Source organism: Bacillus sp. (in: firmicutes), assembly GCA_012842745.1.
Lineage (GTDB): Bacteria > Bacillota > Bacilli > Bacillales > Bacillaceae_J > Schinkia.
This window is the reverse complement of the sequence record DUSF01000037.1, coordinates 226,855-252,860: the sequence shown is the minus strand read 5'-3', so window position 1 is coordinate 252,860 and position 26,006 is coordinate 226,855. Positions and strand designations below refer to the sequence as shown.

The 26,006-nt window shown below is 36.2% G+C and carries 25 protein-coding genes and 1 pseudogene; 24 read left to right on the top strand and 2 right to left on the bottom strand.

What is annotated here, in order from left to right; genetic code table 11:
* Positions 1–42: 42 nt before the first annotated feature.
* The 14 genes from GX497_09685 to GX497_09620 all read left to right on the top strand — a co-directional run bounded on the left by GX497_09685 (position 43) and on the right by GX497_09620 (position 16,067).
* Positions 43–1,212, top strand: a complete 1,170-nt coding sequence (locus GX497_09685; protein HHY73478.1) for an LL-diaminopimelate aminotransferase — start codon at positions 43–45, stop codon at positions 1,210–1,212.
* 44 nt (positions 1,213–1,256) lie between these two features.
* Positions 1,257–1,505 (top strand): hypothetical protein, encoded by a 249-nt coding sequence (locus tag GX497_09680; GenBank protein HHY73477.1) that lies wholly within the window; start codon positions 1,257–1,259, stop codon positions 1,503–1,505.
* Between the two features lie 78 nt (positions 1,506–1,583).
* A complete protein-coding gene (locus GX497_09675; protein ID HHY73476.1) occupies positions 1,584–2,231 on the top strand; it encodes a hypothetical protein in 648 nt (215 codons plus the stop codon).
* A 175-nt stretch (positions 2,232–2,406) separates the two neighbouring features.
* Positions 2,407–3,687, top strand: coding sequence for a two-component sensor histidine kinase (locus GX497_09670; GenBank protein HHY73475.1), 1,281 nt, complete (start codon positions 2,407–2,409; stop codon positions 3,685–3,687).
* Positions 3,688–4,025: 338 nt separating this feature from the next.
* Positions 4,026–4,793, top strand: coding sequence for a LysM peptidoglycan-binding domain-containing protein (locus tag GX497_09665; GenBank protein HHY73474.1), 768 nt, complete (start codon positions 4,026–4,028; stop codon positions 4,791–4,793).
* A gap of 231 nt (positions 4,794–5,024) precedes the next feature.
* Complete coding sequence (locus GX497_09660) at positions 5,025–5,198, top strand: hypothetical protein (protein HHY73473.1); 174 nt, start codon at positions 5,025–5,027, stop codon at positions 5,196–5,198.
* 114 nt (positions 5,199–5,312) lie between these two features.
* Positions 5,313–5,642, top strand: a complete 330-nt coding sequence (locus GX497_09655; protein HHY73472.1) for a metal-sensing transcriptional repressor — start codon at positions 5,313–5,315, stop codon at positions 5,640–5,642.
* A gap of 28 nt (positions 5,643–5,670) precedes the next feature.
* Positions 5,671–8,064: a copper-translocating P-type ATPase gene (locus GX497_09650; protein HHY73471.1), complete on the top strand. Its 2,394-nt coding sequence runs from the start codon at positions 5,671–5,673 to the stop codon at positions 8,062–8,064.
* A gap of 38 nt (positions 8,065–8,102) precedes the next feature.
* Positions 8,103–8,306 (top strand): heavy-metal-associated domain-containing protein, encoded by a 204-nt coding sequence (locus GX497_09645; protein ID HHY73470.1) that lies wholly within the window; start codon positions 8,103–8,105, stop codon positions 8,304–8,306.
* A 162-nt stretch (positions 8,307–8,468) separates the two neighbouring features.
* Entirely contained in the window at positions 8,469–9,182 is a 714-nt protein-coding gene (locus GX497_09640) for a hypothetical protein (protein HHY73469.1), read from the top strand.
* A 160-nt stretch (positions 9,183–9,342) separates the two neighbouring features.
* Positions 9,343–10,245 (top strand): TetR/AcrR family transcriptional regulator, encoded by a 903-nt coding sequence (locus GX497_09635; protein ID HHY73468.1) that lies wholly within the window; start codon positions 9,343–9,345, stop codon positions 10,243–10,245.
* A 189-nt stretch (positions 10,246–10,434) separates the two neighbouring features.
* Positions 10,435–13,581 carry an efflux RND transporter permease subunit gene (locus GX497_09630; GenBank protein HHY73467.1) on the top strand — a complete coding sequence of 1,049 codons (3,147 nt, stop codon included), beginning with the start codon at positions 10,435–10,437 and terminating at the stop codon, positions 13,579–13,581.
* 14 nt (positions 13,582–13,595) lie between these two features.
* The gene (locus GX497_09625) at positions 13,596–14,873 is read left to right on the top strand and encodes an efflux RND transporter periplasmic adaptor subunit (GenBank protein ID HHY73466.1); all 1,278 of its coding nucleotides are present in this window, start codon (positions 13,596–13,598) and stop codon (positions 14,871–14,873) included.
* A 180-nt stretch (positions 14,874–15,053) separates the two neighbouring features.
* Entirely contained in the window at positions 15,054–16,067 is a 1,014-nt protein-coding gene (locus GX497_09620; GenBank protein HHY73465.1) for an AI-2E family transporter, read from the top strand.
* 40 nt (positions 16,068–16,107) lie between these two features.
* Here the strand turns inward: GX497_09620 and GX497_09615 are convergent, their stop codons facing one another.
* Positions 16,108–17,535: an extracellular solute-binding protein gene (locus GX497_09615; protein ID HHY73464.1), complete on the bottom strand. Its 1,428-nt coding sequence runs from the start codon at positions 17,533–17,535 to the stop codon at positions 16,108–16,110.
* Positions 17,536–17,936: 401 nt separating this feature from the next.
* Between GX497_09615 and GX497_09610 the strand changes: the two genes are divergently transcribed.
* From GX497_09610 to GX497_09575, 8 genes and pseudogenes are all read left to right on the top strand, one after another.
* Entirely contained in the window at positions 17,937–18,284 is a 348-nt protein-coding gene (locus GX497_09610; protein HHY73463.1) for a winged helix-turn-helix transcriptional regulator, read from the top strand.
* An 8-nt stretch (positions 18,285–18,292) separates the two neighbouring features.
* The gene (gene arsB, locus GX497_09605) at positions 18,293–19,372 is read left to right on the top strand and encodes an ACR3 family arsenite efflux transporter (GenBank protein HHY73462.1); all 1,080 of its coding nucleotides are present in this window, start codon (positions 18,293–18,295) and stop codon (positions 19,370–19,372) included.
* 77 nt (positions 19,373–19,449) lie between these two features.
* The gene (gene arsC / locus GX497_09600) at positions 19,450–19,815 is read left to right on the top strand and encodes an arsenate reductase (thioredoxin) (protein ID HHY73461.1); all 366 of its coding nucleotides are present in this window, start codon (positions 19,450–19,452) and stop codon (positions 19,813–19,815) included.
* A 119-nt stretch (positions 19,816–19,934) separates the two neighbouring features.
* Entirely contained in the window at positions 19,935–20,912 is a 978-nt protein-coding gene (locus GX497_09595; GenBank protein ID HHY73460.1) for an exo-alpha-sialidase, read from the top strand.
* 101 nt (positions 20,913–21,013) lie between these two features.
* A complete protein-coding gene (locus tag GX497_09590) occupies positions 21,014–21,214 on the top strand; it encodes a hypothetical protein (protein ID HHY73459.1) in 201 nt (66 codons plus the stop codon).
* Positions 21,215–21,520: 306 nt separating this feature from the next.
* Positions 21,521–22,111: pseudogene (locus tag GX497_09585) on the top strand (phosphatase PAP2 family protein).
* Positions 22,112–22,188: 77 nt separating this feature from the next.
* Positions 22,189–22,680: a CDP-diacylglycerol--serine O-phosphatidyltransferase gene (gene pssA, locus GX497_09580; GenBank protein ID HHY73458.1), complete on the top strand. Its 492-nt coding sequence runs from the start codon at positions 22,189–22,191 to the stop codon at positions 22,678–22,680.
* A 17-nt stretch (positions 22,681–22,697) separates the two neighbouring features.
* Positions 22,698–23,309 (top strand): DedA family protein, encoded by a 612-nt coding sequence (locus GX497_09575; protein ID HHY73457.1) that lies wholly within the window; start codon positions 22,698–22,700, stop codon positions 23,307–23,309.
* Between the two features lie 28 nt (positions 23,310–23,337).
* On the opposite strand, the gene GX497_09570 is transcribed toward GX497_09575, so the two are convergent.
* Entirely contained in the window at positions 23,338–23,670 is a 333-nt protein-coding gene (locus GX497_09570) for a phosphatase PAP2 family protein (GenBank protein ID HHY73456.1), read from the bottom strand.
* A gap of 172 nt (positions 23,671–23,842) precedes the next feature.
* Between GX497_09570 and GX497_09565 the strand changes: the two genes are divergently transcribed.
* Both GX497_09565 and GX497_09560 read left to right on the top strand, forming a co-directional pair.
* Complete coding sequence (locus tag GX497_09565) at positions 23,843–24,556, top strand: response regulator transcription factor (GenBank protein ID HHY73455.1); 714 nt, start codon at positions 23,843–23,845, stop codon at positions 24,554–24,556.
* Positions 24,534–25,904 carry a HAMP domain-containing histidine kinase gene (locus GX497_09560; GenBank protein HHY73454.1) on the top strand — a complete coding sequence of 457 codons (1,371 nt, stop codon included), beginning with the start codon at positions 24,534–24,536 and terminating at the stop codon, positions 25,902–25,904. The genes GX497_09565 and GX497_09560 overlap by 23 nt, the downstream gene beginning before the upstream one ends.
* Positions 25,905–26,006 lie beyond the last annotated feature (102 nt).

The window sequence follows — 26,006 nt, the reverse complement described above, 5'->3', positions numbered from 1 at the left end:
TGGTAAAATATTGTTCAAACAAAGAGATGGGGGCTAAAAGTAATGGTTTTTACAGCATCGCAATTAATTCAATCATTTGGAACTAGTATTTTTTCAGAATTAGCCGCTTTCAAAAAAGAAAAACAGGCTGAAGGCATACAGATGATAGACCTTAGCATTGGCAGTCCTGATTTACCACCGCCAAATTTCATTGTGGAAGCATTGGTCAAACATGTTCAAGACCCTTCCCAATATGGATATACTTTAAGAGGAAGTAATGAATTTCACGAGGCTGTTCATACATTCTACTCAAAAAATTACGGTGTAACCTTTAATACGCAAACAGAAATTGTACAACTAGCTGGCTCACAGGATGGTCTTCTTCATTTGCCAATGACTGTTGCCGACGAAGGAGATCTTATTCTCGTTCCGGATCCTGGTTACCCTGCATACGCTGACGCGATTAGAATGGCGAAGGCCGAAGCTTATCCGATGCCGCTCTTAAAGGAAAATGACTTTTTGCCGGATTTGGAGGCCATTCCCGAAAACATTGCGGCTAAAGCAAAAATGATGTTTTTGAATTTTCCCGGCAATCCTGTCCCCGCCACGGCCACGAAGTCTTTTTTTGAAAAGGTTGTTGCTTTTGCAAAAAAATATAACATCGTTGCTGTTCATGACTTTGCCTATTCTGAACTCGTTTTTGATGGCGAAAAACCTGTTAGCTTTCTTGAGGTGGAGGGCGCTTTTGATGTAGGCGTGGAATTTAATTCCCTTTCCAAAAGCTACAATATGGCTGGATGCCGGATTGGCTATATGATTGGCAATCATCACGTTGTCGAAGCCCTAACTAAATTGAAATCAAACTTAGATTATGGTGTTTTTTCGCCAATACAAAAAGCGGCCACAATTGCTTTATTAGAAGGGGATCCCTTCTTAAAGGAAAACAATAAGCTTTATCAAACAAGAAGGGATACACTTGTAGATGGGCTCCGAGCAATTGGTTGGAATGTGGCAAAACCACCAGCAACAATGTTTATATGGGCAGAGATTCCAAATGGCTATACATCAAAGCAATTTGCTCTTGATTTAATCGAAAAAGCAGGCGTAGTAGTAACACCAGGTAATGCCTTTGGCCCTTCTGGGGAAGGGTATGTCCGCATCGCTCTTGTCCAATCAGAGGCGACATTAAAAGAAGCTGTCAAGAAAATAAAGGCTAGCGGTATGTTTGCATAAAAATTACGTCAAATAGATGCTTAAACTAAAAGGAGATTACGAAAATGGACGAGTTAACTAGATTACAATTATTAACCGAAGCGGTAATGGAATTTAGAACACTACTTCGAAATGGTATGAAAGTCGATGAATTTGGACAAATGGTATTGGAAATCGTCCAAAATGCAAATGACCCACATTTATTGGAGCTTGTACAAGCAGCATATACCCAAAGAAAAAATAGTTTTTCGGCAATCGAAATATTATCGGAAGCTATGAACTATATGCATAACAAAATAGACAAACTACAATAAAAAAAGCCCAAATTAATAGTTTTTTTTCCAGAAACATGAGAAAATAATTGTATCAAGAAAAAATTGAGGAGAAGAAACATGAAACTCTGGATAAGAAAACTGTTTGTCGTACTTGTAACGGTTTGTACATTTGGGATCGTGGTTCCCCAATTCCCAATTGAACTTCAAAAAAATGTAAAAGAAAATAGTGATCTTTCAGAACAAAATAACCGTGTACTTGTTACTAATGAAATAGCTGAGGAAGAAGAAAGCGAACTTGAAGCTAATGACGACTCTTGGCTTAATCGAGCCAGTCTAATTGAAAATCGTGAAGAGTTAATTTCATCTTTTACCACTTTTTCTACTCAACAGGCAGAACAACTTTCAATGCTGAAGTTCGGTAAAACAATTGGAACGGTAATCGAGGATGAGTTCAAACAAGTCATCTTGCCGAAAATGGAAGAGGCTATTGCCATGTTTGCCGAGACAATGCCTGAAGACGACCTTCGTCAATTGGTTATTACAGAAAAGCCTGCTAGTGGCTTAGGAGAAAAAATTTTTCATATTTACCATGGCAGTACTGGCAAAGATTTAATAAGATTTCATGTTCGTCGTGATCATCCTCCAAAAGAAGGATACTGGTTTAATTTTCACTACCACACCTACGTGGATGAATTTTTAACACACTATGAGATGGGATCAATATATTGGGACAAAAACACACCGCCACATTGGATGAGTGTATAACATAATGAATAATTAGGACCTACGTCTTTATCGATAGGTCCTTTTTATATGAGCAAAATCAGGGAATTCCCCGATGTTTATTGATATTTGTATAGAGTATAGTAAATATCAGAATAGTATAAAATTTTCAATAGGCTTATTTTCCTAAAAATAATAGATAATTGAGGGATGTATTATGATTGAGCGTATTCTTCTTAATATTTTTTTTGTTATCTTACCGTTCATATTGCTGCCAATTTTTTACTCCAACAATTATGATAAATTTTTAAAAATCAGAAAATACTACATATTTTTTTCCGCTTTATTAGCCAGCTTAGCCTGCATGATATTCACGATTCATATCGACAGTTTAATTATATTTGATTTTCGCTTTATCTTGCAATTATATGCAAGTTTATTGCTTGGCCCAGTCATTAGTATAGTTTTTTTTATTTTTACAGTGAGCTACGAATTTTTGTTTGAAGGGCAAGGATTGTTATTTGCAACAATTATTTCTGGTTTACATGTTATTTTATCAATTTTTTATTCGGAAAAATTTAAAAATAACTCCGCTGAGCATAGAATTTTTAGTTTTACTCTAATACATATTTTAACAGGAGTATTTGCCTCTCTGTATTTATACATTACAAATGGCGTTCAACATAGTATTGAATTATTACTATGGTTTTTAGCTCAGGCTTTTGCAGCCTTTATCGTTATTTTTTTCTGGGAATATGTATGCAAAAATCTAATTCTACAAAGCAGGCTCGTTCATATGGAAAAAATGGATATTGTAAGCCATTTAGCTGCTTCAATCTCACATGAAGTACGGAATCCATTGACAACGGTACGGGGGTTTTTACAGTTATTAAGTAAAATGAAAAATAGTAATAAGTCTAAGGAATACATAAAAATTTCTATTGACGAGCTTGACCGGGCAGAAGCAATCATTAGCGAATATTTGACATTTGCTAAACCATCGGAAAATAAAATTAAAACTCTTGATATAAAAAATGAATTTAGCAGAATGATAGAGATTATGAGACCGTTAGCAAATCAATATAATGTAGAGATTAAAGCAAATTTACAAGAAAATTTATATATTCTTGGTGAACAGCAGTCATTGCAGCAATGTTTTATCAATATTATAAAAAATAGCATCGAAGCGATGAATAAAGATGGTGGTACATTATCAATTAAAACCTCGCTAGAGTACGACAGAATTTTAATAAAGATTAATGATAATGGTGTAGGAATGACAAAACAACAATTGAGCCGTATTGGTGAGCCATATTTTTCAACGAAAGGCAGCCAAGGTACGGGGTTAGGTATGATGGTTGTATTTAAAATAGTAGAATTGATGCAAGGGTCCATTGATATTAGTAGTGAATGTGGAAAGGGAACAGAAATAACTGTAACTTTTCCGCTTGCCGGGGAATTATTTATCTTTAACGAAGTGGCTATTACAGACGTTTAAATGCGGGGAAAATTCCTTACGTAAAAAAAACCGACAATCATTTTGTCGGTTTTTTTTACATTTCACTGGTGGTAAATACTGGGTATGAAAACCTTTTCAAAAAAGCATTGAAACTATGATATAAGGTAGGTTTCTTCAAGACTATAGGTGAATAATAGTGTTCCATCATTTTGTACGATACCCACTCATTGCCGAGCATACCAACAACTACCTAATAAAAACAACCCATTCATTGTTATTATAGGGACATAGTTTCGTGGAATCATTCGAACTACTGAAGTGTGACATTAAAAATTGAAAAGAGATGATTCTAGAATAACAATTACTGAGGAGGAAACATCATGAAAAAGTTTGTAATTACAGCAGGATTAGCAGGTTCGTTACTTTTCGGTTCCCAAGCAGGTGCCGCAACTTATACAGTAAAAGGTGGGGACGTTCTGTGGAAAATTGCTTATGAAAATAATACATCGGCAGCACAGATTATGGAATGGAATGGATTAACATCTTCAATGATTTATCCAGGACAAGTTTTAAAAATATCACCGAATAATGTAACTTCGAAGTATACTGTTAAATCAGGAGATACCCTTTATATTATTTCACAAAGATTTGGTGTATCTTTATCCGAAATAATCACCCTTAACCCACAAATTACAACGCAAAATATGTTATATATTGGACAAGTCATTAATGTGCCATCGTCTACTAAAGCAGCACCAGCTGAGCGCCAAGTAACTGGCCAAGATATCATAAATAGTGCAAAAAAATACATCGGTGCTGGTTATTTATATGGTGCTTCTACAACAAGAACGGATGTTTTTGATTGTTCTTCGTTTATTAAGAGGGTTTATGAAGAAAATGGTATTTATTTGCCACGGCAATCACAAGATCAGGCCAATGCAGGAGTGGTTGTGCCGTTTTCACAAGCAAGAATGGGGGATATCGTGTCATATGATACAAATTTTGATGGAATCATTGATCATGTTGGCCTCTATATTGACCCTACAACAATTCTAAGTGCATCTTCTTCAAAGGGTGTTGATTATTCAAATACTACCTATTATTGGAAAGAGCGCATGGTAAAGGTTACTAGAATAATAAAATAGCTGAGTTTAAATATTAAATTTTTGAAATCTCTCAAAACTTTTTGACAAATTATTTTATCTTGCCCAATAATCATGTTTAATTGTTACAGTAATTGTCGATATTAATCCGAGCCTAGAAGTTATTTTGTAAAGATACTACAAAACTTGTCGGAAGTCTAAAAATTCCAAAAAATTAGATTATCAAATTGACATGATATTATATAGGTAAACTATTAACAGGGGGAGATTCGTTTGACATTAGAGGGTTTGATTCAAAAATTTGTGGAAGAAAAGGAACATAAACCAACAAGTGCAAATGATCTGTTAGATTTCTTAAAAAGGGGTTATATTCAAGGAAAGCTCTCATTTGTGGAGTACAGAAAATTAATGCAAGAGCTAGATCAACGAGGGGCAACAATTGCATAAATAATAAGGGATAAAAATCCACAATGACTAAAGGGGAGGTCATTGTGGATTTTTTTTGGAAAATTTTATTGACTACATTACTGTACGGGGGTATAGTATAAACAAAGAGGTGATATGGTGGAGAAGAACAACTTGCATATAGACTTACAAAATGAAACCCACAAGGCAACACATCGTTCAGATGAGGAAAAGAAGAATTTGCTGAATCGTCTAAAACGGATTGAAGGACAAGTTCGGGGCATCCAAAAAATGGTTGAGGAAGACAGGTACTGTGTAGATGTTTTAGTGCAAATATCGGCCATTAATGCCGCTTTAAAAAAAGTTGGTTTAACGATGCTTGAGCGCCATACAAATCATTGCGTTGCTGATGCGATTAAGTCGGGAAATGGCGAACAATCAATCGAAGAGCTAATGAAGGTTATTGAACAATTTACAAAATCGTAAAAGTTAATATAGAAAGTGGTGCTGATTCATGAGTGGGAAACAACTACGGTTTGGCATAACTGGCATGACTTGTTCAGCATGTTCTGCACGGATTGAAAAAGTATTAAATAAAATGGATGGTGTTGAAGCGAGTATAAATTTAGCGATGGAAAACGCGACAGTGATGTATGATGATGAAAAAGTCCAATCAGCAGACATTTTTGCAAAGGTAGAAAATTTAGGCTATGGTGTTCAAACTGAGAAGGTTGAATTAGATATATATGGGATGACATGCGCAGCCTGTTCATCTAGGATTGAAAAGGTTATTAGTAAAATGCCCGGGGTAACGGCAGCGACCATTAATTTGGCAACTGAATCTGGGACGGTCGAATATATACCCGGCTTGTTATCCAGTGCTGATATTACTGATAAAATTACAAAACTTGGTTATGAAGCAAAGCTTAAAGAAGATGCCGAAGAGAAAGCAAGTCATAAAGAAGAGGAAATAAACGATAAAAAACGAAAGCTTGTTATTTCTATTCTCTTTTCTTTACCACTTCTATACACAATGGTAGGTCACATGCCTTTTGACAGCGGCTTGCCAATGCCCGATTTTTTAATGAACCCGTGGTTGCAATTACTTTTAGCAACACCGGTGCAATTTTATATAGGCGGGCAGTTCTATGTTGGGGCGTATAAATCATTAAGAAATAAAAGTGCTAATATGGATGTCCTTGTTGCCCTTGGCACCTCAGCAGCTTATTTTTATAGTTTAATTGAAGGAATTAGGACAATCGGTAATCCGCAGTATATGCCGCATTTATATTTTGAAACAAGTGCTGTATTAATTACTTTAATACTTGTAGGAAAGTTGTTCGAAGCGCTTGCGAAAGGGCGGACGACAGCCGCTATCTCAAAGCTGTTAAGTTTACAAGCAAAAGAAGCAACCGTTATTCGTGACGGTAAAGAAATTAAAATTCCGCTGGAGCAAGTAATTGTGGGGGATATGATTGCAGTTAAGCCCGGTGAGAAAGTTCCTGTTGATGGAGTTGTCATTTCAGGTAGATCTGCCGTTGATGAATCGATGATTACAGGGGAGTCAATTCCTGTAGAGAAAACGGAAGGGGCACCTCTAATTGGCGCAACGATTAACAAAAACGGACTATTAAAGATGGAAGCTACAAAAGTAGGCAAAGACACAGCTCTTGCTAGCATTATCAAAGTTGTAGAAGAAGCACAAGGTTCAAAGGCGCCGATTCAGCGGATGGCCGATATCATTTCAGGTTATTTTGTTCCGATTGTCGTGGCCATTGCCATTGTTACGTTTGTTACTTGGTATTTTTTTGTTTCACCTAGTAATTTACCAGCAAGTCTCGAAGCTGCCATCGCTGTCTTGGTGATTGCTTGTCCGTGCGCCCTTGGCCTTGCGACGCCAACTTCGATTATGGTCGGAACAGGGAAAGGTGCTGAGCATGGCATTCTCTTTAAAGGTGGCGAACACCTTGAAATTACTCATCAAATTGATGCGATTGTTTTAGATAAAACAGGAACAATTACGGTAGGGAAACCAGTCGTTACAAATTTAGATACAACAGACAATCGGATGTTAAAATATTTATACGCTGCTGAGAAAGCTTCGGAACACCCGATAGCTGAAGCTATAGTTGAATATGCCAAAGAACAAAAAACAGAATTAATCGAGCCAACACATTTTGAAGCAATACCTGGCCATGGTATAATAGCAGTTGTTGAAAATAATACGGTTCACGTTGGCACAAGAAGGCTCATGAGTCGCGATAGTGTTGCCTTTAATGAGTTTGATGCCAAAGTACATGAATACGAACAAGCAGGAAAAACGACGATGCTCATTGCTATCAACCAAAAGTGCGTTGGTGTGATAGCTGTTGCTGATACAGTCAAACAAACCGCAAAAGAAGCGATTGCGAAACTAAAGGCTCTAAATATAGAAGTTTACATGTTGACAGGTGACAACAAAAGGACAGCACTGGCAATTGCACAAGAAGTAGGAATAAGTAATGTCATCGCTGAAGTGCTTCCGGAGGAAAAAGCGGATCATGTAAAAAAATTGCAGGAGCAAGGCAAAAAAGTCGCGATGGTTGGCGACGGTATTAACGATGCTCCTGCGTTGGCAACGGCTGATGTTGGAATTGCAATCGGCACTGGAACAGATGTCGCAATAGAAGCTGCAGATTTAACGATTATGGGTGGAGAGTTGATGCTTATTCCTAAAGCAATCGAACTAAGCCGCAAAACGATGAAGAATATTCGTCAAAATTTATTCTGGGCATTAGCATACAATTCCGCAGGTATCCCATTAGCTGCAGCAGGTCTTTTAGTCCCATGGGTAGCCGGTGCAGCCATGGCCTTTAGTTCTGTATCAGTCGTTTCAAACTCACTTCGTTTGAAGCGGGTAAAATTATAGGTAGAAATCCAATAACAATTCGAAAGGATGTATGGAACATGAAAAATATTACATTAAAAGTATCAGGAATGACTTGTGGGCATTGTGAAAAAGCAGTGAAAAACGCACTTTCTGCGATTGAAGGTGTAGAGCAGGTTGATGTTGAGTTAAAAACAGGAAAAGTAGAGGTTGTTGCAAACGAACATGTTTCAGAACAAGCTTTAAAAGATGCTGTTGAAGAACAAGGCTATGATGTAGCATAGGACAAGCAATAAAATTCAAACAAAAGGGTACAGGAAAATCTGTATCCTTTTTTGTTTTTTTTGAGCATATCTCTTCACTAGTTTTTATATTTTAAAGTATAATAAATTAACAATATTTAAGTTTATCGGAAGTTTATTTAGTTAGTGGGGAGTTTATCAATCATGAAAAAACTTGTTGTTGTTTGTTTATTTCTTCTCTGTTTTATTCCTGCATTAACTTTGGCAAAAGAAGATGCAACTGGATTGACATTAAATCAAGCTACTAAAATGCACAACCTAAAGGTTGAAATCAACGACCAAGAAGTCAAAAGTTTAATAGCCCAGTTACTATTGCTACCAGAAATAAATGATTATAACCATGACGATGTACGGGCTATGATTTCGCGAATTGCCCATATTCATCCTACCATTTTACAATATTTAGTAGTAAACAATGTGAAGGTGAAGCTGTTTTCTGGTAAATTAACAGATGAACCGTTTTTTGCCGATTTGGCAGGTGTATCGCCAAGAGGATGGAGTAGCAATAAAACATGGGATCAAGTTCCTGGTGCTGGTGGCGACTATCTAGCAGCCGCAAAAATTGGGGCAAGTGCACCTGGAAACGGACATGGCTCAATAAACTTAGAGCTACATGAAATCGCGCATACAGTCGAGCGTTCTGTTTTAAAAGGACTACGAAATAGCAAGGACTTCTTATCAATTTGGGAGGAAGAAGCACCAGTATTATTCCCAGGTGATCAATATTTCAATTCCTACCCAGAGGAATACTTTGCAGAGGTATTTGCCATGTATTATTTAAATGCAGATATGAATAAAGAAGTACAACAAAAAGCGCCAAAGACCTATACATACATTCAAAAAGTTGAAGGGAAGTAAAAGGATTGCCTCAAATTGCATCCATACCAATGTCAATCCGTTGGTCGCTGCAGTTTAGGCAATCTTTTTTTTACCAATTGGTATTGGTAGAAAAAAGTGTAATTGACCAACCGGTCATTTGTGTTAAACTAAAGTAAAAAGTGAATGAAGGATGGGTCAAATGGCTGCTGATAGAAGAACAACCATTATAGAAAAAGCAATCAAGCTTTTTGTGGCAAAAGGATATCATTCGACTTCCATGCAAGAAATAGCTGAGGCATGCGGGATTGCAAAAGGGACTCTATATAACTATTTTGAATCAAAAGAAGATGTGATGCTATCTATTTTGAAGTATTATTCCGAAAAGATTTTGGTAGAGACTGAAAAGATTGCGAAAGACCATTCATTATCTGCAAAGGAAGTCTTCATCCAGCAAATTTATTTTCAATTCAAAGAATGTGTCAAACATAGCGACTTTATCGAAATGCATATTCGCAAGTATGCAATCCATGTAAATGAGGAAATAAATGAGTTTTTGTTTGAGCTTAAGGCTAGTCGATTGCGTTGGCTGACAAAATGTCTCCGTAATGTTTATGGAGAAAAGATTGATTTATATGTATTGGATCTTGCAACAATTATGAATGGATTTATGCGAGAATACTTGGAATACATCATTTTGGATAAAAAAGACTTTGATATTTTCAAACTATCACAGTTTATAATGAATAGAATGGATGATTTAGTAAATGGTTTTATGGACAGCGGTGAATTTTTTCTTGAATTCTCGGACCTTGAGGATTTCATGAAAATGAATAATAAGTCGCGCGTAGAGCTTAATCACAAAATAAGTGAAATTATTCACCAAGTTCTTCGTGACCTCCATGAAGTGAACGTATCTGTCGAAATAGCGAATAAAGTGAAGGCAACGATGGAAGTGTTTGAAGAAGAATTAATAAATAAAGAAGAACCGAAGCTTGTAATCGCAGAAGGGGTACTACTGTTCTTGAAAAACCTAAATATCGCTAGCTTTGAAAAGTATTGGCATCAATTAGATGAAATTTTTTATGAATATCGTGAAACCTAACAGCCCCTAAATTCGTCTTAAAATGAGGAAATTAAATGTGTTTTTAATTGTGACCGCTGAGTCATTAGAAATTGACTAATTATCAATATAGAAGTTAGAATAAAATATTTGACCACATGGTCATTTCTAATGAAATAAAAGATTGTTAGAAAAATAGCTAGTAAAGAATAGTTGAAAAGGGTGAACTGAATGAATTTATCACATTTATCCATCAGAAGACCTGTTACGGTTATGATGGTTATTATTGCCATGCTCATTTTTGGCTTTATTTCTTTTCCGAAAATGGCGGTTGATTTATTGCCAGAAATGAATCTTCCCGTAGCCGTCGTAGCCACAACTGTTGATGGCGGAACACCAGAGGAAGTAGAAAAGCTAGTTACAAAACCGATTGAAGAAGCATTAGCCTCTATCGCTAATGTAGATACGATTCAGTCTCAGTCTATCGCTGGATCTTCTCTAGTCATCATCTTGTTTAACTGGGGAACAGATATTGACCAAGCAACATTAGATATGCGTGATAAGGTTGGGATAGTGGAAGGAATGCTTCCAGATTCAGCCGGCTCTCCTAAGATTCTCAAGTTTGATCCAAACAGCGAGCCTGTTATGACACTAGGCCTTTATGGGAAGGAAGATATTGGCGAATTAAAAGCACTCGCTGATAATCTTATTAAATCAAACTTAGAGCGTATAGATGGCGTTGCTTCTGTTGGAATTAGTGGTGGTCGTGACCGTGTCATTAATATCACGGCTGATCCTAATAAGCTTGAAATGTATGGAATTACTTTTGAGCAAATTCGCCAAGCATTAAATGCCAATAACCTTACTGGCTCTGCAGGCTCTGTCAAAGAAGGTAATCAAAAGCTGCAAATAAGGGTGAAAGGTGAGTACGGTAGTGTAAGCGAAATTGGCGATACACCGATTTCCATCGCAGGGGGAAGTATTGCGCTTAAAGATATTGCCACCATTAAAGACACTGAGGAGGAAATTATACAGCTTAGTTATTTTAATGGAAAGCCAAGTCTTGGAATTACGATTACAAAGGCCACTGGCGGCAATACAGTAGAAGTAGCTGATGCTGTTCATAAACAATTAAAAGAGATTGAAGCGAAGCTACCAAAAGGTGTTAAGCTTGAGATGATTTTGGACACATCTGAATACATTAAAGATTCTATTAACACTGTAGCGGAGCACGCTTTATTAGGTTTGATTTTTGCTGTTCTTATTTTATATTTCTTTTTAAATAGTGCGCGATCAACATTAGTGGCAGCGATTGTAATACCAATTTCTGTAATCGCAACATTTACATTGATGTATTTTACTGGACAGACTATCAACTTAATTTCCTTAAGTGGTTTATTACTAGGTTTAGGATCGCTCGTCGATTTTTCAGTTGTAATTATGGAGAATATTTTTAGGCAACGCCAAGAAGGCAAAGGGATGCTGGAAGCCGCTATTGATGGCTCTAAGCAAGTAGGGAATGCCGTTATGGCATCGGCGTTGGCCCAAATTGTTGTATTTTTGCCAATCGTTTTCGTTGATGGAATCGCGGCAGAGTTATTTGGGCCGCTGGCGCTAACCGTTATTTTTTCCCATATAGCTGCGTTAATTGTCTCATTAATGCTTGTGCCAATGTTAAGCTCACGTTGGTTGGATGAAGTTCCAAATGAAGAAATTTATCATTCAGGAACATATAAAGGATTCAATCCAGTTATGTGGTTTAATATTGGGTTTGAAAAAGTTTCCAAATGGTATGGTCGTTTATTAAAATGGGCCCTATATAAACGTAAAACTGTAATTTTATCTACGATTGCGATGCTAGTTGGTTCATTGGCCTTATTCCCGTTAGTTGGGATGGAATTTTTGCCAAAGACAGATGAAGGCCAAATTAGTATATCTGTAGAACTGCCTAATGGAACGATTTTAAAAGAAACAGAAGAAGCCGTATCGCAAATTGAAAATATTGTTAAAAAAGTACCTGAACTAGACCATATGTATACTTCGATTGGTTCGAGTGGAGGCGGCGATGGAGTCTTTGGAGCATCGTCATCCAATATTGCAAACGTAAACTTGAAACTTGTGGATTTAAGCAAAAGAAGCCGTTCATCAGAAGAAATTGCAAATGAAATACGCACACAGCTTACTTTTTTACCAGATGCAAAAATAACGGTTTCTGAACAATCAACTAGCCATGGTATGGCAGGTGCTGCGATACAGGTCAACCTACATGGCGATGATTTAAAAGTATTACGTGATATTGCCGATATCATTGCTGGCGAAATAGAGCAAATCGAAGGTACTACGAATGTAAAAACTTCGTTAGATGCATCAAAGCAGGAGTTTCAAATTATTATAGACCAAAAAAGAGCAAGTCAATATGGTTTGACGACAAGTCAAATTCTGTCAGCCGTGAAAATTTCTTTTGCTGGACAGAAGGTAACGACCTATCGAACGGGTGATGATGAAATCGATGTGAAGCTACTGATGCCAGATTACCTTAAAGAGGATAAAACGTATCTAGATAAAGTTAGAATTACGACATCACAAGGTGGCACGGTTGCCCTTTCATCTGTTGCAAAGGTTGTTAAAGAAGATGTACCGCAAACAATCACACGTACAAATCAAACGAGAGAGGTGCAAATCACTAGTAATGTAACTGGACGTGACTTAGCCTCTATATCAAGAGAAGTGCAAGAGCGTGTTAATAATATCAATCTTCCAGACGGTTATGACATTGACTTTGGGGGACAAAGTCAGGACATGATGGAGTCTTTTGCTCAACTTGGTTTGGCGATGATTCTCGCCGTCGTTTTAGTGTATATGGTAATGGCGGGACAATTTGAATCATTATTCACACCATTTGTCATCATGTTCTCCATTCCACCAACTATAATCGGTGTCATCCTTGGGCTTTTATTAACAGGCAATTCGATGAGCATCATGGCGATTATCGGTTATATTTTGTTGATAGGTATTGTTGTAAACAATGCGATTGTATTACTAGATTATGTCATTCATTTACGAAAAGATGGTATAGATCGTGACGAAGCGGTATTAAAGGCAGGACCAATTCGTCTCCGTCCAATCTTGATGACAACACTTGCGACGATATTAGCCATTCTTCCTTTAGCGTTCGGTGGTGGAGCTGGTAATGAAAATCAGGCGCCGATGGCGATTGTTGTTGCATTCGGATTGAGCTTTTCAACGTTGATTACGCTTGTTCTGATCCCAGTCGTATACTGTTGGTTTGATGATATTGGAGCGAAAAGAAAACGAAGAAAAGCAGAAAAACGGGCTAAAAAAGCTAAAGCTGTCACACAAGCCGTTCAAGCAGAATAGGGGGAGAAAAATAAATGTTCCGAAAAACAACATTTCTCATTTTTTTATTGCTTCTAACATTAACCGTTGCTGGCTGCTCCGCGAAAAAGCCAGAAACAACAGAGGAAGAGAAAACAGGCGCTGTGCCTGTTCAAATCGAAACTGCTAAAAAAGGATTATTAGATACAAAGGCCGGGATTGCAGGTAAATTCGAGCCAAAGGAAACGGTTGATGTTTCCCCGAAAGTAAACGGAAAGATTGTTACTATTAGTGTCAAATTAGGTCAGAAAGTGAATAAAGGAGATGTATTATTTTCCCTAGACACAAATGACTTACGAAATGCAGTAAAGCAGTCTGAGGCTGCTTTACATGTTGCTGAAGCCAATCTTAAACAGGCTGAAATTAGTTCAAGTCAAGGACTTGACCAAGCTGAAAGCAGTATGGTGCAATCTGAATCAGGTATTACACAAGCTAAGCAAGCGTATACTGATGCAAAGCTTAATTTAGAGAGAACAAAAAATTTGTATAACGCTGGAGCTGTTTCCGCAGTAGAATTGGAACAAAAAGAAACAGCATTCAAAAATGCCGAAATTGCTCTTCAAAATGCTGAAATTGCTTATGATAATGCTAAAAAATCAGTGCAATATGCTGGACAAAAAACGGCCATCCAAGTTGCTAAAGCATCTGTTGAACAGGCAAGAGTGAGTCTTGATAATGCTCGTGACCAACTAGCTAATGCAACCGTAACTGCACCGATTGGCGGTATTGTCTCAAATGTAAACGGGGCTCCAGGCCAAATGGCCGGTCCTCAGGTTGGGGTTGTAACAATTGTTAATATTAACCCAATCATTGTAAGAGGAAATCTATCAGAAAATGAAGTGACAGCCATTAAGGTTGGCGCTCAAGTGAAAGTTGAAGTACCAGCAGTTAATAAAACAATTGATGCAAAAGTTACCGCCTTAAGTCCTGTTATGGACCAACAGTTGAAAGCATATCCATTTGAGATTGAAATTCCGAATGCAAATGAGGAATGGAAATCAGATATGGTTGTTAACGTAGTTTTCCAAGGTATTAACGGTCAGCTTGAAGAAAATATTATCATTTCAAGGCAAGCTGTTTTCGAAGAAGAAGGTAAAAAATATGTTTACAAAATTGAAAATGATAAAGCGAAGAAAGTAGAGGTACAAACTGGCGAAGAAACAAGTGAACAAATCGTAATCGTAAAAGGTGTTAACGAACAAGATAACGTTGTTGTGAAGGGGCAAACATTACTAAGTAATGAGGCAAAGGTTACGATTCAAAAACAACAGTAAACATTGCTTCATGCAAATTTGTAAAACATCTATCCGCGGATAGATGTTTTTTTTAGAAAATTAGTTGCGAAAACAATTTTTATGACTTTTATTATGGACAAAATAATTATAATATGGAATTATACTATATTAGTATTACAAGGAATTTTCAGAGTTTACTCATACAAAGGGGAAGAGCCTATGGACGAAGTCACTAAATGGTTTCAAAACAAGAGTGTAAAAAGGCTTTTTATTTTTGTTCTTATTGTCCTTATTCTATACAGTACGAGAAGTATGATTAATTTCATTTTGCTTACGTTTATTTTTTCATTTTTAATGGATCGCCTTGTTACGATTGTTTCTAGAAAAATACCGATTAATTGGAAGTTGATTGTACTTGTCATGTATACGGCGATTGTTGGATTGTTAACATGGGGACTTGTGAAATATTTACCAATTATTACGTTTGAAATTACGGTACTTGCTAAACAATTGACAGCCTTTTACCAACAACCACAGGATAATATTATTTTAAATTATTTAATTAACGTTATAGCCAAAAGTGAAATTCACCAGTATATTGAGCAAGGCTTTACCATTGTGATGAAATCCTTTTCAAACATAAGCTCGCTGGCACTTCAAGTTTTATTGGCGCTACTTTTAAGTTTGTTTTATTTATTGGAAAAACCACGTTTAGTGGCATTTACGAAGAAAATGAAATACAGTAAACTAGCTCCTATTTATAATGAAATTGAGTTTTTCGGTGGAAAATTCGTTTGTACATTTGGAAAGGTGCTTGAAGCCCAATTTATTATTGCAGTAGTCAATTGTATTTTATCGACGGTTGCTCTTTCCTTTATGGGGTTTCCACAATTGTTTGGATTGGCGATTATGATTTTTTTCTTAGGATTAATTCCAGTAGCAGGTGTAATTATTTCTCTTATTCCACTGTCGTTAATTGCCTACAGTATGGGGGGAATCATTAAGGTTGTCTACGTTCTGATCATGATTGCGATTATCCATGGAATTGAAGCGTATGTTTTGAATCCGAAGTTGATGAGTTCAAAGACGGATTTACCGATTTTTTATACGTTTATCGTCTTAATTTTCTCTGAACATTTCTTTGGTGTTTGGGGTTTGATTATCGGTATTCCAGTATTCGTATTTTTCCTTGATGTTTTTGAAGTTCCGAAAGTAGATGAAAAGAAAATATAAATGAAAGCATGAAATAAAAGCTGAACGTGATGTTCAGCTTTTATTTTTCATCAGACGCTATTTTCCTTACTTCATCTGTATTTTTCAGCCATTTTTGGTAGTATTCTTTTTGCGAATCTCGTCCATATTTTTCAGTAATTTCTTCCCATTCTTTAGCTGTTTGCTCCAGTGCTTCTTCCGTAGTAAGCTTATTTATTAGCGCCTGTCGCATATTATGATCGATACTTTGCATATATTCCCAGCTTCCAGGAATCATTAGCTCAGCATTTGTATTTTTTAAGCTTTCACGAAGAGTAGAAAAGAAATGTTCGCTTACCTCAATGCTTGGGAAAGGTCCTTTATTATTGATTGATAAATGGCTGTACCGATAAGGATCATTAATCGTTTCATAGGAATTGATTGAATCTATGCTTACTTCTTCAGATGTAAGATGCTGAATCACCTGCCATGCCTTATCTGGCATGTTAGAATTTTTTGAAATCGCTAATACTCTACCAATCCAAGAGCCACCTGTTGGCGCACCAGGAATTCCGCCAGGAACAACAGTCCAATCAACCATCCCTGAGACTTTAGAATTCCATGTATTTAAATCATAGGAAAAGCGAGCGGTGTCGCTCCACTGCACAGTCATTGCAACATGGCCTTGAAGAAAAGCATTGTTTAAATCAACCCAGTCATACATTGACCCAGGTGGTACCGCTTGACTATTTTGCAAATCAACTAGACTTTGTAATGCTTTCACACCAATTTCGCTATTAATCTCTGGTTTCATATTTTCATCAAAGTATGTTCCACCCATTGATAAAAAACGTTCAGCAAACCAAATATAGCCCATACCGCCTTCGCTTAAAATGGCTGTTCCGTAAATGTCGACTTTGCCATCTTTGTCTTTATCACGAGTTAAAAAATGGGCAATTTGGTCATATTCTTCCCATGTTTTCGGTGGTGCTAAAGGAACGCCATATTTTTGTTTATACTCATCTTGATATTTTTTAAAAATATCTTTTCGGTAAAATAATAGATGTGCATCGCCATCATACGCCATTCCATATGTATGATTGCCAAATTCCATATAGAGCTTTTGATAAAACGGCATCAAGTCGCTTATAAATTCAGCTGTCATGTACTTTTCTAAAGGAAGAAGCATATCTCTTTCTACATATAAAGGTAGTTTTACTGGAAAGATTGAATAAATATCATAATTCTCCTTTGTCGAAAATAAGAAATCCTCTAGATTTTCAGTTAATCTCTCAGGATAATTGTATTCAAGACGGATTCCATATTTTTTGGCAATTTCCTTTTCCTGCATTTTCATAAATTGAACAGCGCCAGGAGATTCTGCTATTACTTTAATAGTCGTTAAAGTGCCACTATTGTCTTTTTCAGTTGGTGCAGGGTCGTTTGATCCGAAGCAACCGACTAAACTAAAGAGAAGAACCGTTACTATAACCCAAGGCAAATGTTTCATCATATCACCTTCTTAATCTTTTAGATTATCTTCAAGGTAAACTATTCCATCCTTATTCTACACTATTTTTTTAATATTTTAATAGTGGAGAGAATCATAATTGCAAAAATAAATTTAATAAAAACCACTACTATAAAATGCAGTGGTTTTTACAAAGGGTTGACATTGTTCAAATATAATTATGCTATTCAAAAATGAAAATTAGCTGAAAAAATAGTTGTTTTTAAAAAACTATGTTAATAACAGAAATGTTAACGCATCTTCGTCTAACTAAACATTTCCTTTTTTATATTGGCGCTTTATTATGGAAGTTTTCGTTTTTATTGACCATATAAGCAGTTAGTTATATGATTATATAAAAGCGCTTAATCATTAATGTCAGTAAGGAGGTGGAATGCGATATGCAACAAACAACGGTAGAAATTGTGAAAGCTGCTCAAGTATTAAAGCTTCTTGGAGATAAAACAAGACTTACAATTATCTCTGTTTTACAAAAACAGGAGTGTTGTGTTTGTGAACTTGTTGAATTATTTGAAATGAGTCAACCGTCGATTAGCCAGCATCTTCGTAAACTAAAAGATGCAGGGCTTGTAGATGAAGAACGGAAAGGTCAATGGATTTATTACTCCTTACATAAATCTAGTGAATTTTATCCTCTTATTGAAGATATCTTGCAGCATGTTCAAGATCAAAATGGAAATATTGAAAAGGTTGAGGGGAATAGTACCAAATTACGTTTTGATTGTTAGGTTAGCTTATGGAAAGAGAGGAAGAAACTTTGAGTAATGAAGGGAAAAAACGTTTGTCTTTTTTGGACAGATATTTAACTGTTTGGATTTTTCTTGCTATGGCAATTGGAATTGGAGCAGGAAATATAGCTCCTGGATTTGTTGGCGGATTAAATAGGCTACAAGTTGGAACAACATCGATTCCATTAGCGATTGGTCTAATTTTAATGATGTATCCACCATTAGCAAAAGTCCGTTATGAAGAAATGGGCAGGGTATTTAAAAATGTAAAAGTATTGATGCTTTCACTAGTACAAAACTGGATTATTGGTCCAGTCCTCATGTTTGTTTTAGCAATTATTTTTTTACCAGATAAGCCGGAGTATATGGTAGGATTGATTCTCATTGGTTTAGCACGTTGTATTGCAATGGTTATTGTCTGGAATGATCTTGCAAAAGGGGATACAGAATATGCAGCAGGATTAGTTGCTTTTAATGCTTTATTCCAAACTTTATTTTTTTCTGTTTACGCCTATGCTTTTGTAACGATTATTCCAGAATGGTTGGGCATTGAAGGAGCAGTCGTAGATATAACAATGGCTGAGGTTTCAAAATCAGTCTTTATCTATTTGGGAATTCCATTCATAGCGGGAATGGTAACTAGACTTATTTTTGTAAAAGCTAAAGGTAGAGAGTGGTATGAAAAGAAATTTACACCTAAAATCAGCCCAATTACACTGATTGCATTACTTTTTACGATAATTGTGATGTTTTCATTAAAGGGCGATGTTATCGTTAGCCTGCCATTAGATGTTGTGCGCATTGCGATTCCGTTGTTAATCTACTTTGTTGTGATGTTCTTTGTTTCCTTTTATATGGGTAAAAAAATTGGTGCTGGTTACCCTGTTACGACAACATTAGCGTTTACAGCTGGAAGCAACAACTTTGAATTAGCGATTGCTGTTGCTGTTGGCGTATTTGGTATTCACTCAGGTGCTGCATTTGCCGCCGTTATTGGTCCTTTAGTTGAAGTACCGGTCATGATTGCTCTAGTAAATGTAGCCTTATGGTTTCAACGTAAATACTTCAAAACACAAGCAAATCTATAATTAAGCAAAAGGAGTCATAACATGGGAGATAAAAAAACAATTTATTTTTATGTACAGGTAATTCATGCCGCAGCCAAATGGCAGAAGGTTGGGCAAAAAAATATTTAGGTGATGAGTGGGTTGTTAGGAGTGCTGGAATCGAAGCACATGGTTTAAACCCAAATGCGGTAAAAGCAATGAAGGAAGTCGGTATTGATATTTCAACTCAAACTTCAGATATTATCAACCTTGATGTATTAAATAATGCTAGTTTAGTTGTAACGCTATGTGGTGATGCAGCTGATAAATGTCCAATGACACCACCACATGTTAAAAGAGAGCATTGGGGCTTTGATGATCCCGCTAAAGCAGAAGGAAAAGATGAAGAAAAATGGGCTTTCTTCCAGCGTGTTCGTGATGAGATAGGTGAGAGAGTGAAGCGATTTGCTGACACTGGTGAATAACATACCTAAATAGCTAGATACAATATGATTCTATTCGTGTTTCCTTCCGTAGACTAACTAGTGAGCTTTGGGGCATTAAAAAGCCAAAGCTAGAGCATACAGTCTTAGCTGCAGTCATTATGGGTATTGTGTTTGTGCAAAATATAACGATGTTATCTATCTGGCAAGAAATTTTAAAAATAATTAGCCAAGTTACTGGAACAACTTCTTATCCTGTTAATTTTACAGTCGCTTTTATCATTTCGATGATTATTCCAGTAGCAATGCTTTGGGTAACGTCGCTAGTTGTTTCGAATAAGAAGAATTGGCAATCAATAAAAGAATATTTTGTAAGATTTGGCTATGCGATTATCCCACTCGATTTAGCTGGTCATATTGCCCATAATTTGTTCCACCTCTTAACGGAAGGAAAATCAATCGGCTATAATACAATCGCACTATTTGGGATTAATATGCAGGCTGGTGATTTAGCATTTACATCTACATTTACAGTACAAGTATTACAGTTTATCATAATCGGTCTTGGTTTCTTTGGATCTGCTTATACAGTATATCGAATGAGCAACAAGCAGACTTTTAAGAGAATGCTGCTATTTTATGCACTAATGTTTGTATTCGCTATTGTAAATATTTATGGATTGAACCAAATGGGCGAAGGGGAATATGGCGCAGGGATTTTTAAAAGTACTGATGGAGGCCAAAATTGGGAGAAAATAGAACCAAAAGGATTATCTGAAGATCTTCATAAAGTTTATGCAATGGTAGCCCTTCCAGACAATGAAAACACATTGCTCGCAGGAACAGAAAGTGGCATTATGCGTTCCGATGATGGTGGGAAAACTTGGGTTATGCATGGCGGAGAGCGGTTTATAACAGCTTTTGCGGTCATACCAAATGAAAACAAAGATTTAATTAGCTACTCTATTACAAAAGATGATGCTGCGATTATGATAAGTAAAGATGCTGCCAACTATATTTCTGTTAATCCTGAGAACTTAAAACAAATTTTGGTTTCTTCCTTTAACAATTCAGTTTTTGTATCTGAAGATGGTGGGGATAATTGGAATGAAGTAATTAAAGCAGGTGCAATTAACTGATAATAAGCTCCCAACTTGGGGGCTAGTTTTTTATTATTGAAGTTCACACGTAGGTTAATGAATAAAATATGATAAAGTAAAACAAAAAGGAGCATTCTGAAATGGTCATACAAGCTAATATGACATCAGTAGCAATTGTTGAAGTTTGGGAAGTTACGGCAAATATTTTCAAAAAATACAATATTCCACTTACAAAACAGACTTTAGAAGAATTGGTTGAAAGGGAATTGCTGACTTCATTACTACAAGAATTAAATTCTGCTGTTGGAAGCTCTATTTCAACTTGTATAGAAGGTGGCTGACAAATGTCAACTAAAAAGGGGTAGGTTACTCCTTATAAATATTGACGGTCTCCTCTTTTAATAATACAGTTTTTGTTTCAGAAGATGGAGGTGGAAATTGGAATGAAGTAATCAAAGCAGGTGCAATTAACTAAAAACAAGCTCTTTGGATAGCGATTTCGCTATCCTTTTGTGCCTTAAGATACAATAAAAAAATTGGTAGTGAACAATACATGTGGCTATTGTGTATTAACGTGCTTGAATTGTTCAATAATATATCTTATTAACTACGGTCTAGCTAGTTTGCTAAATGAGGTATCAGGGTCAATGAATTTAAAGGTTCAGCTTACGCGGGCGCTAATAATAAGCATAATATCGCTTGCCGGGTTTGCTTTATTAGCGACCATGGTAACCTACGATAAGATTATACATTTTGATAGCATAGTTATATCTTTTATCCAGGGATTTGAGGCACCAACACTGACAGTCATTATGAAATTATTTACCAATATTGGTTCTACTGTTTCCATTGTGCCACTATCCCTTCTTATATTGATCTTCCTATACAAAGTATTAAAACATCGTTCTGAGTTAATCCTATTTATTGCTGTAATGGTGGGTTCTAACATCTTTTTTTATTATTAAAATCGACTCATTGAGGTTAGTGGTTACAGCTTTCCTAGTGGTCATGCAACCAATGCATGTACCTTGTACGGTATTCTTACTTTTCTGTTATGGAGACATATTCGGACCCTATTAGGATGTACAATTTTAATCGTTCTGAGTGTCATGATGATTTTTACAATTGGTATAAGTCGTATTTATCTTGGAGTTCATTATCCAAGCGATATATTAGCAGGGTACTTCCTCAATGTATTATGGTTAACCACTGCAATATGGTTTTATCAGCAATACTAGGAAAGATATATTAATAAGAAAACCATAAGGAACAAAAACTAATTAAATGTCGAAGCATCAAAGTTAGGAGGAGTATTTTGTTCAGTCAAGTAGCAAAAGCAATACCTAATTTATTTACAATGGGAAATTTATTGTGCGGTGTTCTTTCCATTACCTGTAACATGAGTGGCTTTTTAGAAGTAGCATCCATCCTAATTTTCTTTTCAGCAATTTTTGATCTTCTTGACGGCAGAATTGCTAGGGGATTAAAAGTTAACAGTGAATTAGGTGTTCAATTGGATTCCTTGGCTGATATTGTTAGTTTTGGTGTTGCTCCAGCACTTGTATTTCATGCAATAGCAGAGCCATCTATTTTAACTTCCTTGGCATTTATCCTTTTTCCAATAATGGGGGCGTTAAGGTTAGCAAGGTTTAATGTTAAACCAACGATTGGATATTTTAGAGGATTGCCTATTCCTGCTGCTGGACTACCGCTCGCTGCAATGGGATTCTTTTCATACAGCAATGCATGGATCACCTTAGTCCTTGCTATTTTAATGGTGACTCCCATTAGAGTTAAAAAACTTTAATACTTAGGTGGGAAATAATAATGCAACATATAAATTTCCTAATTGAGCATTTAGGATATTTAGGAATCATTGTAGTGTTAATCGGTGGTATTGTAGGTCTTCCGATACCTGACGAGGTTCTTTTAACATTTGTTGGCTATAATGTCTTTCAGGGTAATTTAAAATTCTTCCTGTCTTTGTTAAGTGCGTTTTCAGGTGCTGCAGGAGGAATTTCACTTAGTTACTATATTGGTTATAGGTTTGGATTACCATTATTGAAGAAATATGGCCCTAAATTTCATATTACTGAATCCAAAATCAATTTGACAAAGAATTTATTTCGGAAAATCGGGACTATAGTTTTATTCATTGGCTATTTTATTCCTGGAGTGCGGCATATTGCGGCTTATATTGCCGCAATAAATAACTATCCTTTTAGAAAATTCATTGTATATGCGTATAGTGGGGCATTCGTATGGACGTTTACCTTTATCACTTTAGGAAGAAAACTAGGGGAAAATTGGGGACAAGTAGAAATGTATGTAACCAAATACAGTCTTTATTTAATTCTGTTCATTGTACTATTATTTATTTTTTATTATTTGTGGAAGAAAAAATCTAAAAAAGTTAGCCTTGGCACAAAACACTGACTCGAAAAAAGTCAGTGTTTTGTTATGTCTATTTATTTAATAATTTTGTATTGCTTGTAGTTTCCATGTTTTTCGGAACAAAAGGGATCCTGTTATAAAGATTGATAATTGCATTCGCAATGGGTTCAAGGAACGGACTCAGTTTGTAAACAATGATACTAATGACTAACGATACGACTATACTTCCTAAAATGTCCAATGGGTAATGATGCCCTACATAGATACGAGAAAAACCTGTTAGGAAGGCAAACAAAAGCATACCTAGCCCAATTTTACGATGAACAAATAGAACTGCCAGTGCTAAAGCAAAGGCACCGGTTGTATGGTCGCTTGGAAACGAAGCGTCTGCCGCATGGGTCAATAGTAGATTGACCTTTTATTTTTTTAAGTACTATTAATCCCATGTGGGTACCTTAACTATAAATAAGGAACCTGAACAGGATATGAAAAAAACATTAATAATCCATTAAAAAATGAAAATTGTTACTTTAGAGTGTTACATTTAAGTTATAGGATTCTAGGGGGAATAGAATGTGAAAACCCATATTTTAGTTCTAGAAGATGAAATTCAAATTGCCCGTGTTTTAAAGATGGAGCTTGAATATGAGGGCTACATGGTGACAGTAGAATATGATGGGAAAGCTGGGCTGGAAACAGCCTTACATAGTGAAATTGATTTAATCCTGTTAGATGTGATGCTACCTAAATTAAATGGAATCGAGGTGCTAAGGAGACTAAGAAAGGAAAAAGAGGACCTTCCTGTTATTCTTCTAACGGCGCGAAATACCACATTTGATAAGGTAGCGGGACTTGATCAAGGTGCCAATGATTATGTGACAAAGCCATTTGAAATCGAAGAATTGTTAGCAAGAATTCGTTCTTGTCTCCGCCATTATTCGAAAAATGGCCTTAAAGGGGATATCTCCATTCTTTCTGTAAAGGATTTAGAGATCAATACTGATACAAGAGAGGTAACAAGGGCAGGCACTTCCATTGTTTTAACCCCAAGGGAATATGACTTGCTTGTGTATTTAATTGTAAACAAGAATAAAGTTGTTACTCGAGAAAATATCCTTTTGAATGTATGGGGTTATGATTACGAGGGAGAAACGAACGTGATTGATGTGTTTATCCGCCATTTGCGAAAAAAAATAGAAGATGGTTTTTCCAGTCCTCTCATTACTACAATTAGGGGTATTGGCTATACGATAAAGGAGAACGCAGATGAGGATCACATTAAAAATTAATCTATTAACAACGGCTTGGATGCTCCTTATCTTAATTTTGATTAATGTTGTTGTGTTCATTTTATTCATGAATACGACACTTAATATGGAAAAGGATGTGGGATTTCAAAAAGCAAGGGAGATTGTAAAAAGTATTCATGCCAATAACACACCTAGCAGTATTCAAAGTGAACTAAAAAATTATTTAACCGATAATTCTTATATTCGCATCTTGGGGCCAAAGGGCCAAATCCTTTATGAAGTAACGAACGAAAAAGCACTTGCCCAAAAAATTAAAGGGAAATTTGTAAATACTCCAGAAATTGAGAGACGGGGTATTAAGTTAGAGGGTAAGGAAAAGCAAGTATTAATCGTTCGTGTTCCCCTAGAGGATAGGAGCTTTCATAATGAAAGTCTGGAAATTGCTGAAGAGTTGGTAGGGCTGGAAACAAGGAAAGATATCCTTTTATGGATTCTTGGGGTCAGTACCGTGATAGCTGTTATCTTATCATTGCTAAGCGGCAAATGGTTGTCAAATATCATTATGAGGCCGATTTCAAACATGATTAATACAATGGAAGATATTGAACGAAGTGGTGTTCCGAAAAAAATAATGATTCATAACGATACAAAGGATGAACTTCAAACATTAGCAAATACGTTCAACCGGATGATTGACAGGCTGGAAGAAAATTTCGAAAAGCAGTCCCGGTTTGTTTCAGATGCATCCCATGAATTGAGGACTCCGTTAACCGTAATTAAAAGTTATGCTAGTTTACTAAAGCGACATGGACTAGAAGATAAAGAAGTGGCTGAAGAAGCGATCCAAGCGATTAATTCAGAAGCTACCAGAATTCAAAAAATGACGGAAACCTTCCTGGATGTAGCTTCGATAGAAAAAGAAATGGCGCTGGAAATGAGTGTTGTCAATCTAGTATCGTTTTGCCAAACGATTTTGAAACAAATGAAACAAGTGTATAAGCGAGAAATCAGTTTACATTATGAAGAATCACCTATCCTTATTATGGCAGATGAATTAAAAATCAAGCAGGTCATTATCATTTTGCTCGATAATGCCATTAAATACAGTCATGATAAAATTGATGTTTTCTTAGTTAAAAATGGGGATAACGTCATTGTCCGCATAAAGGATTATGGTATTGGCATTCCACAGGATGAAACTAAGAATATTTTTGAACGCTTTTACAGGGTGGATAAGGCAAGGAGCCGGGAAACTGGAGGTTCTGGATTAGGACTTTATATTGCCAAAAGTATCATGAAACTGCATAAAGGTGAAATCAAAATAAAAAGTAAAGAGGGAGAAGGAACGGAGGTAGAATTGATTTTATCAGCCAGTATAGAGTTATGAAGAAAAAGGGATGCTAAGAAAGCAAGTCCTGATAACCCTTTAAACCAAGAATAATAAAGGATGATAAGCGGTGGGTAGTATTACATCATATATTGACCAATA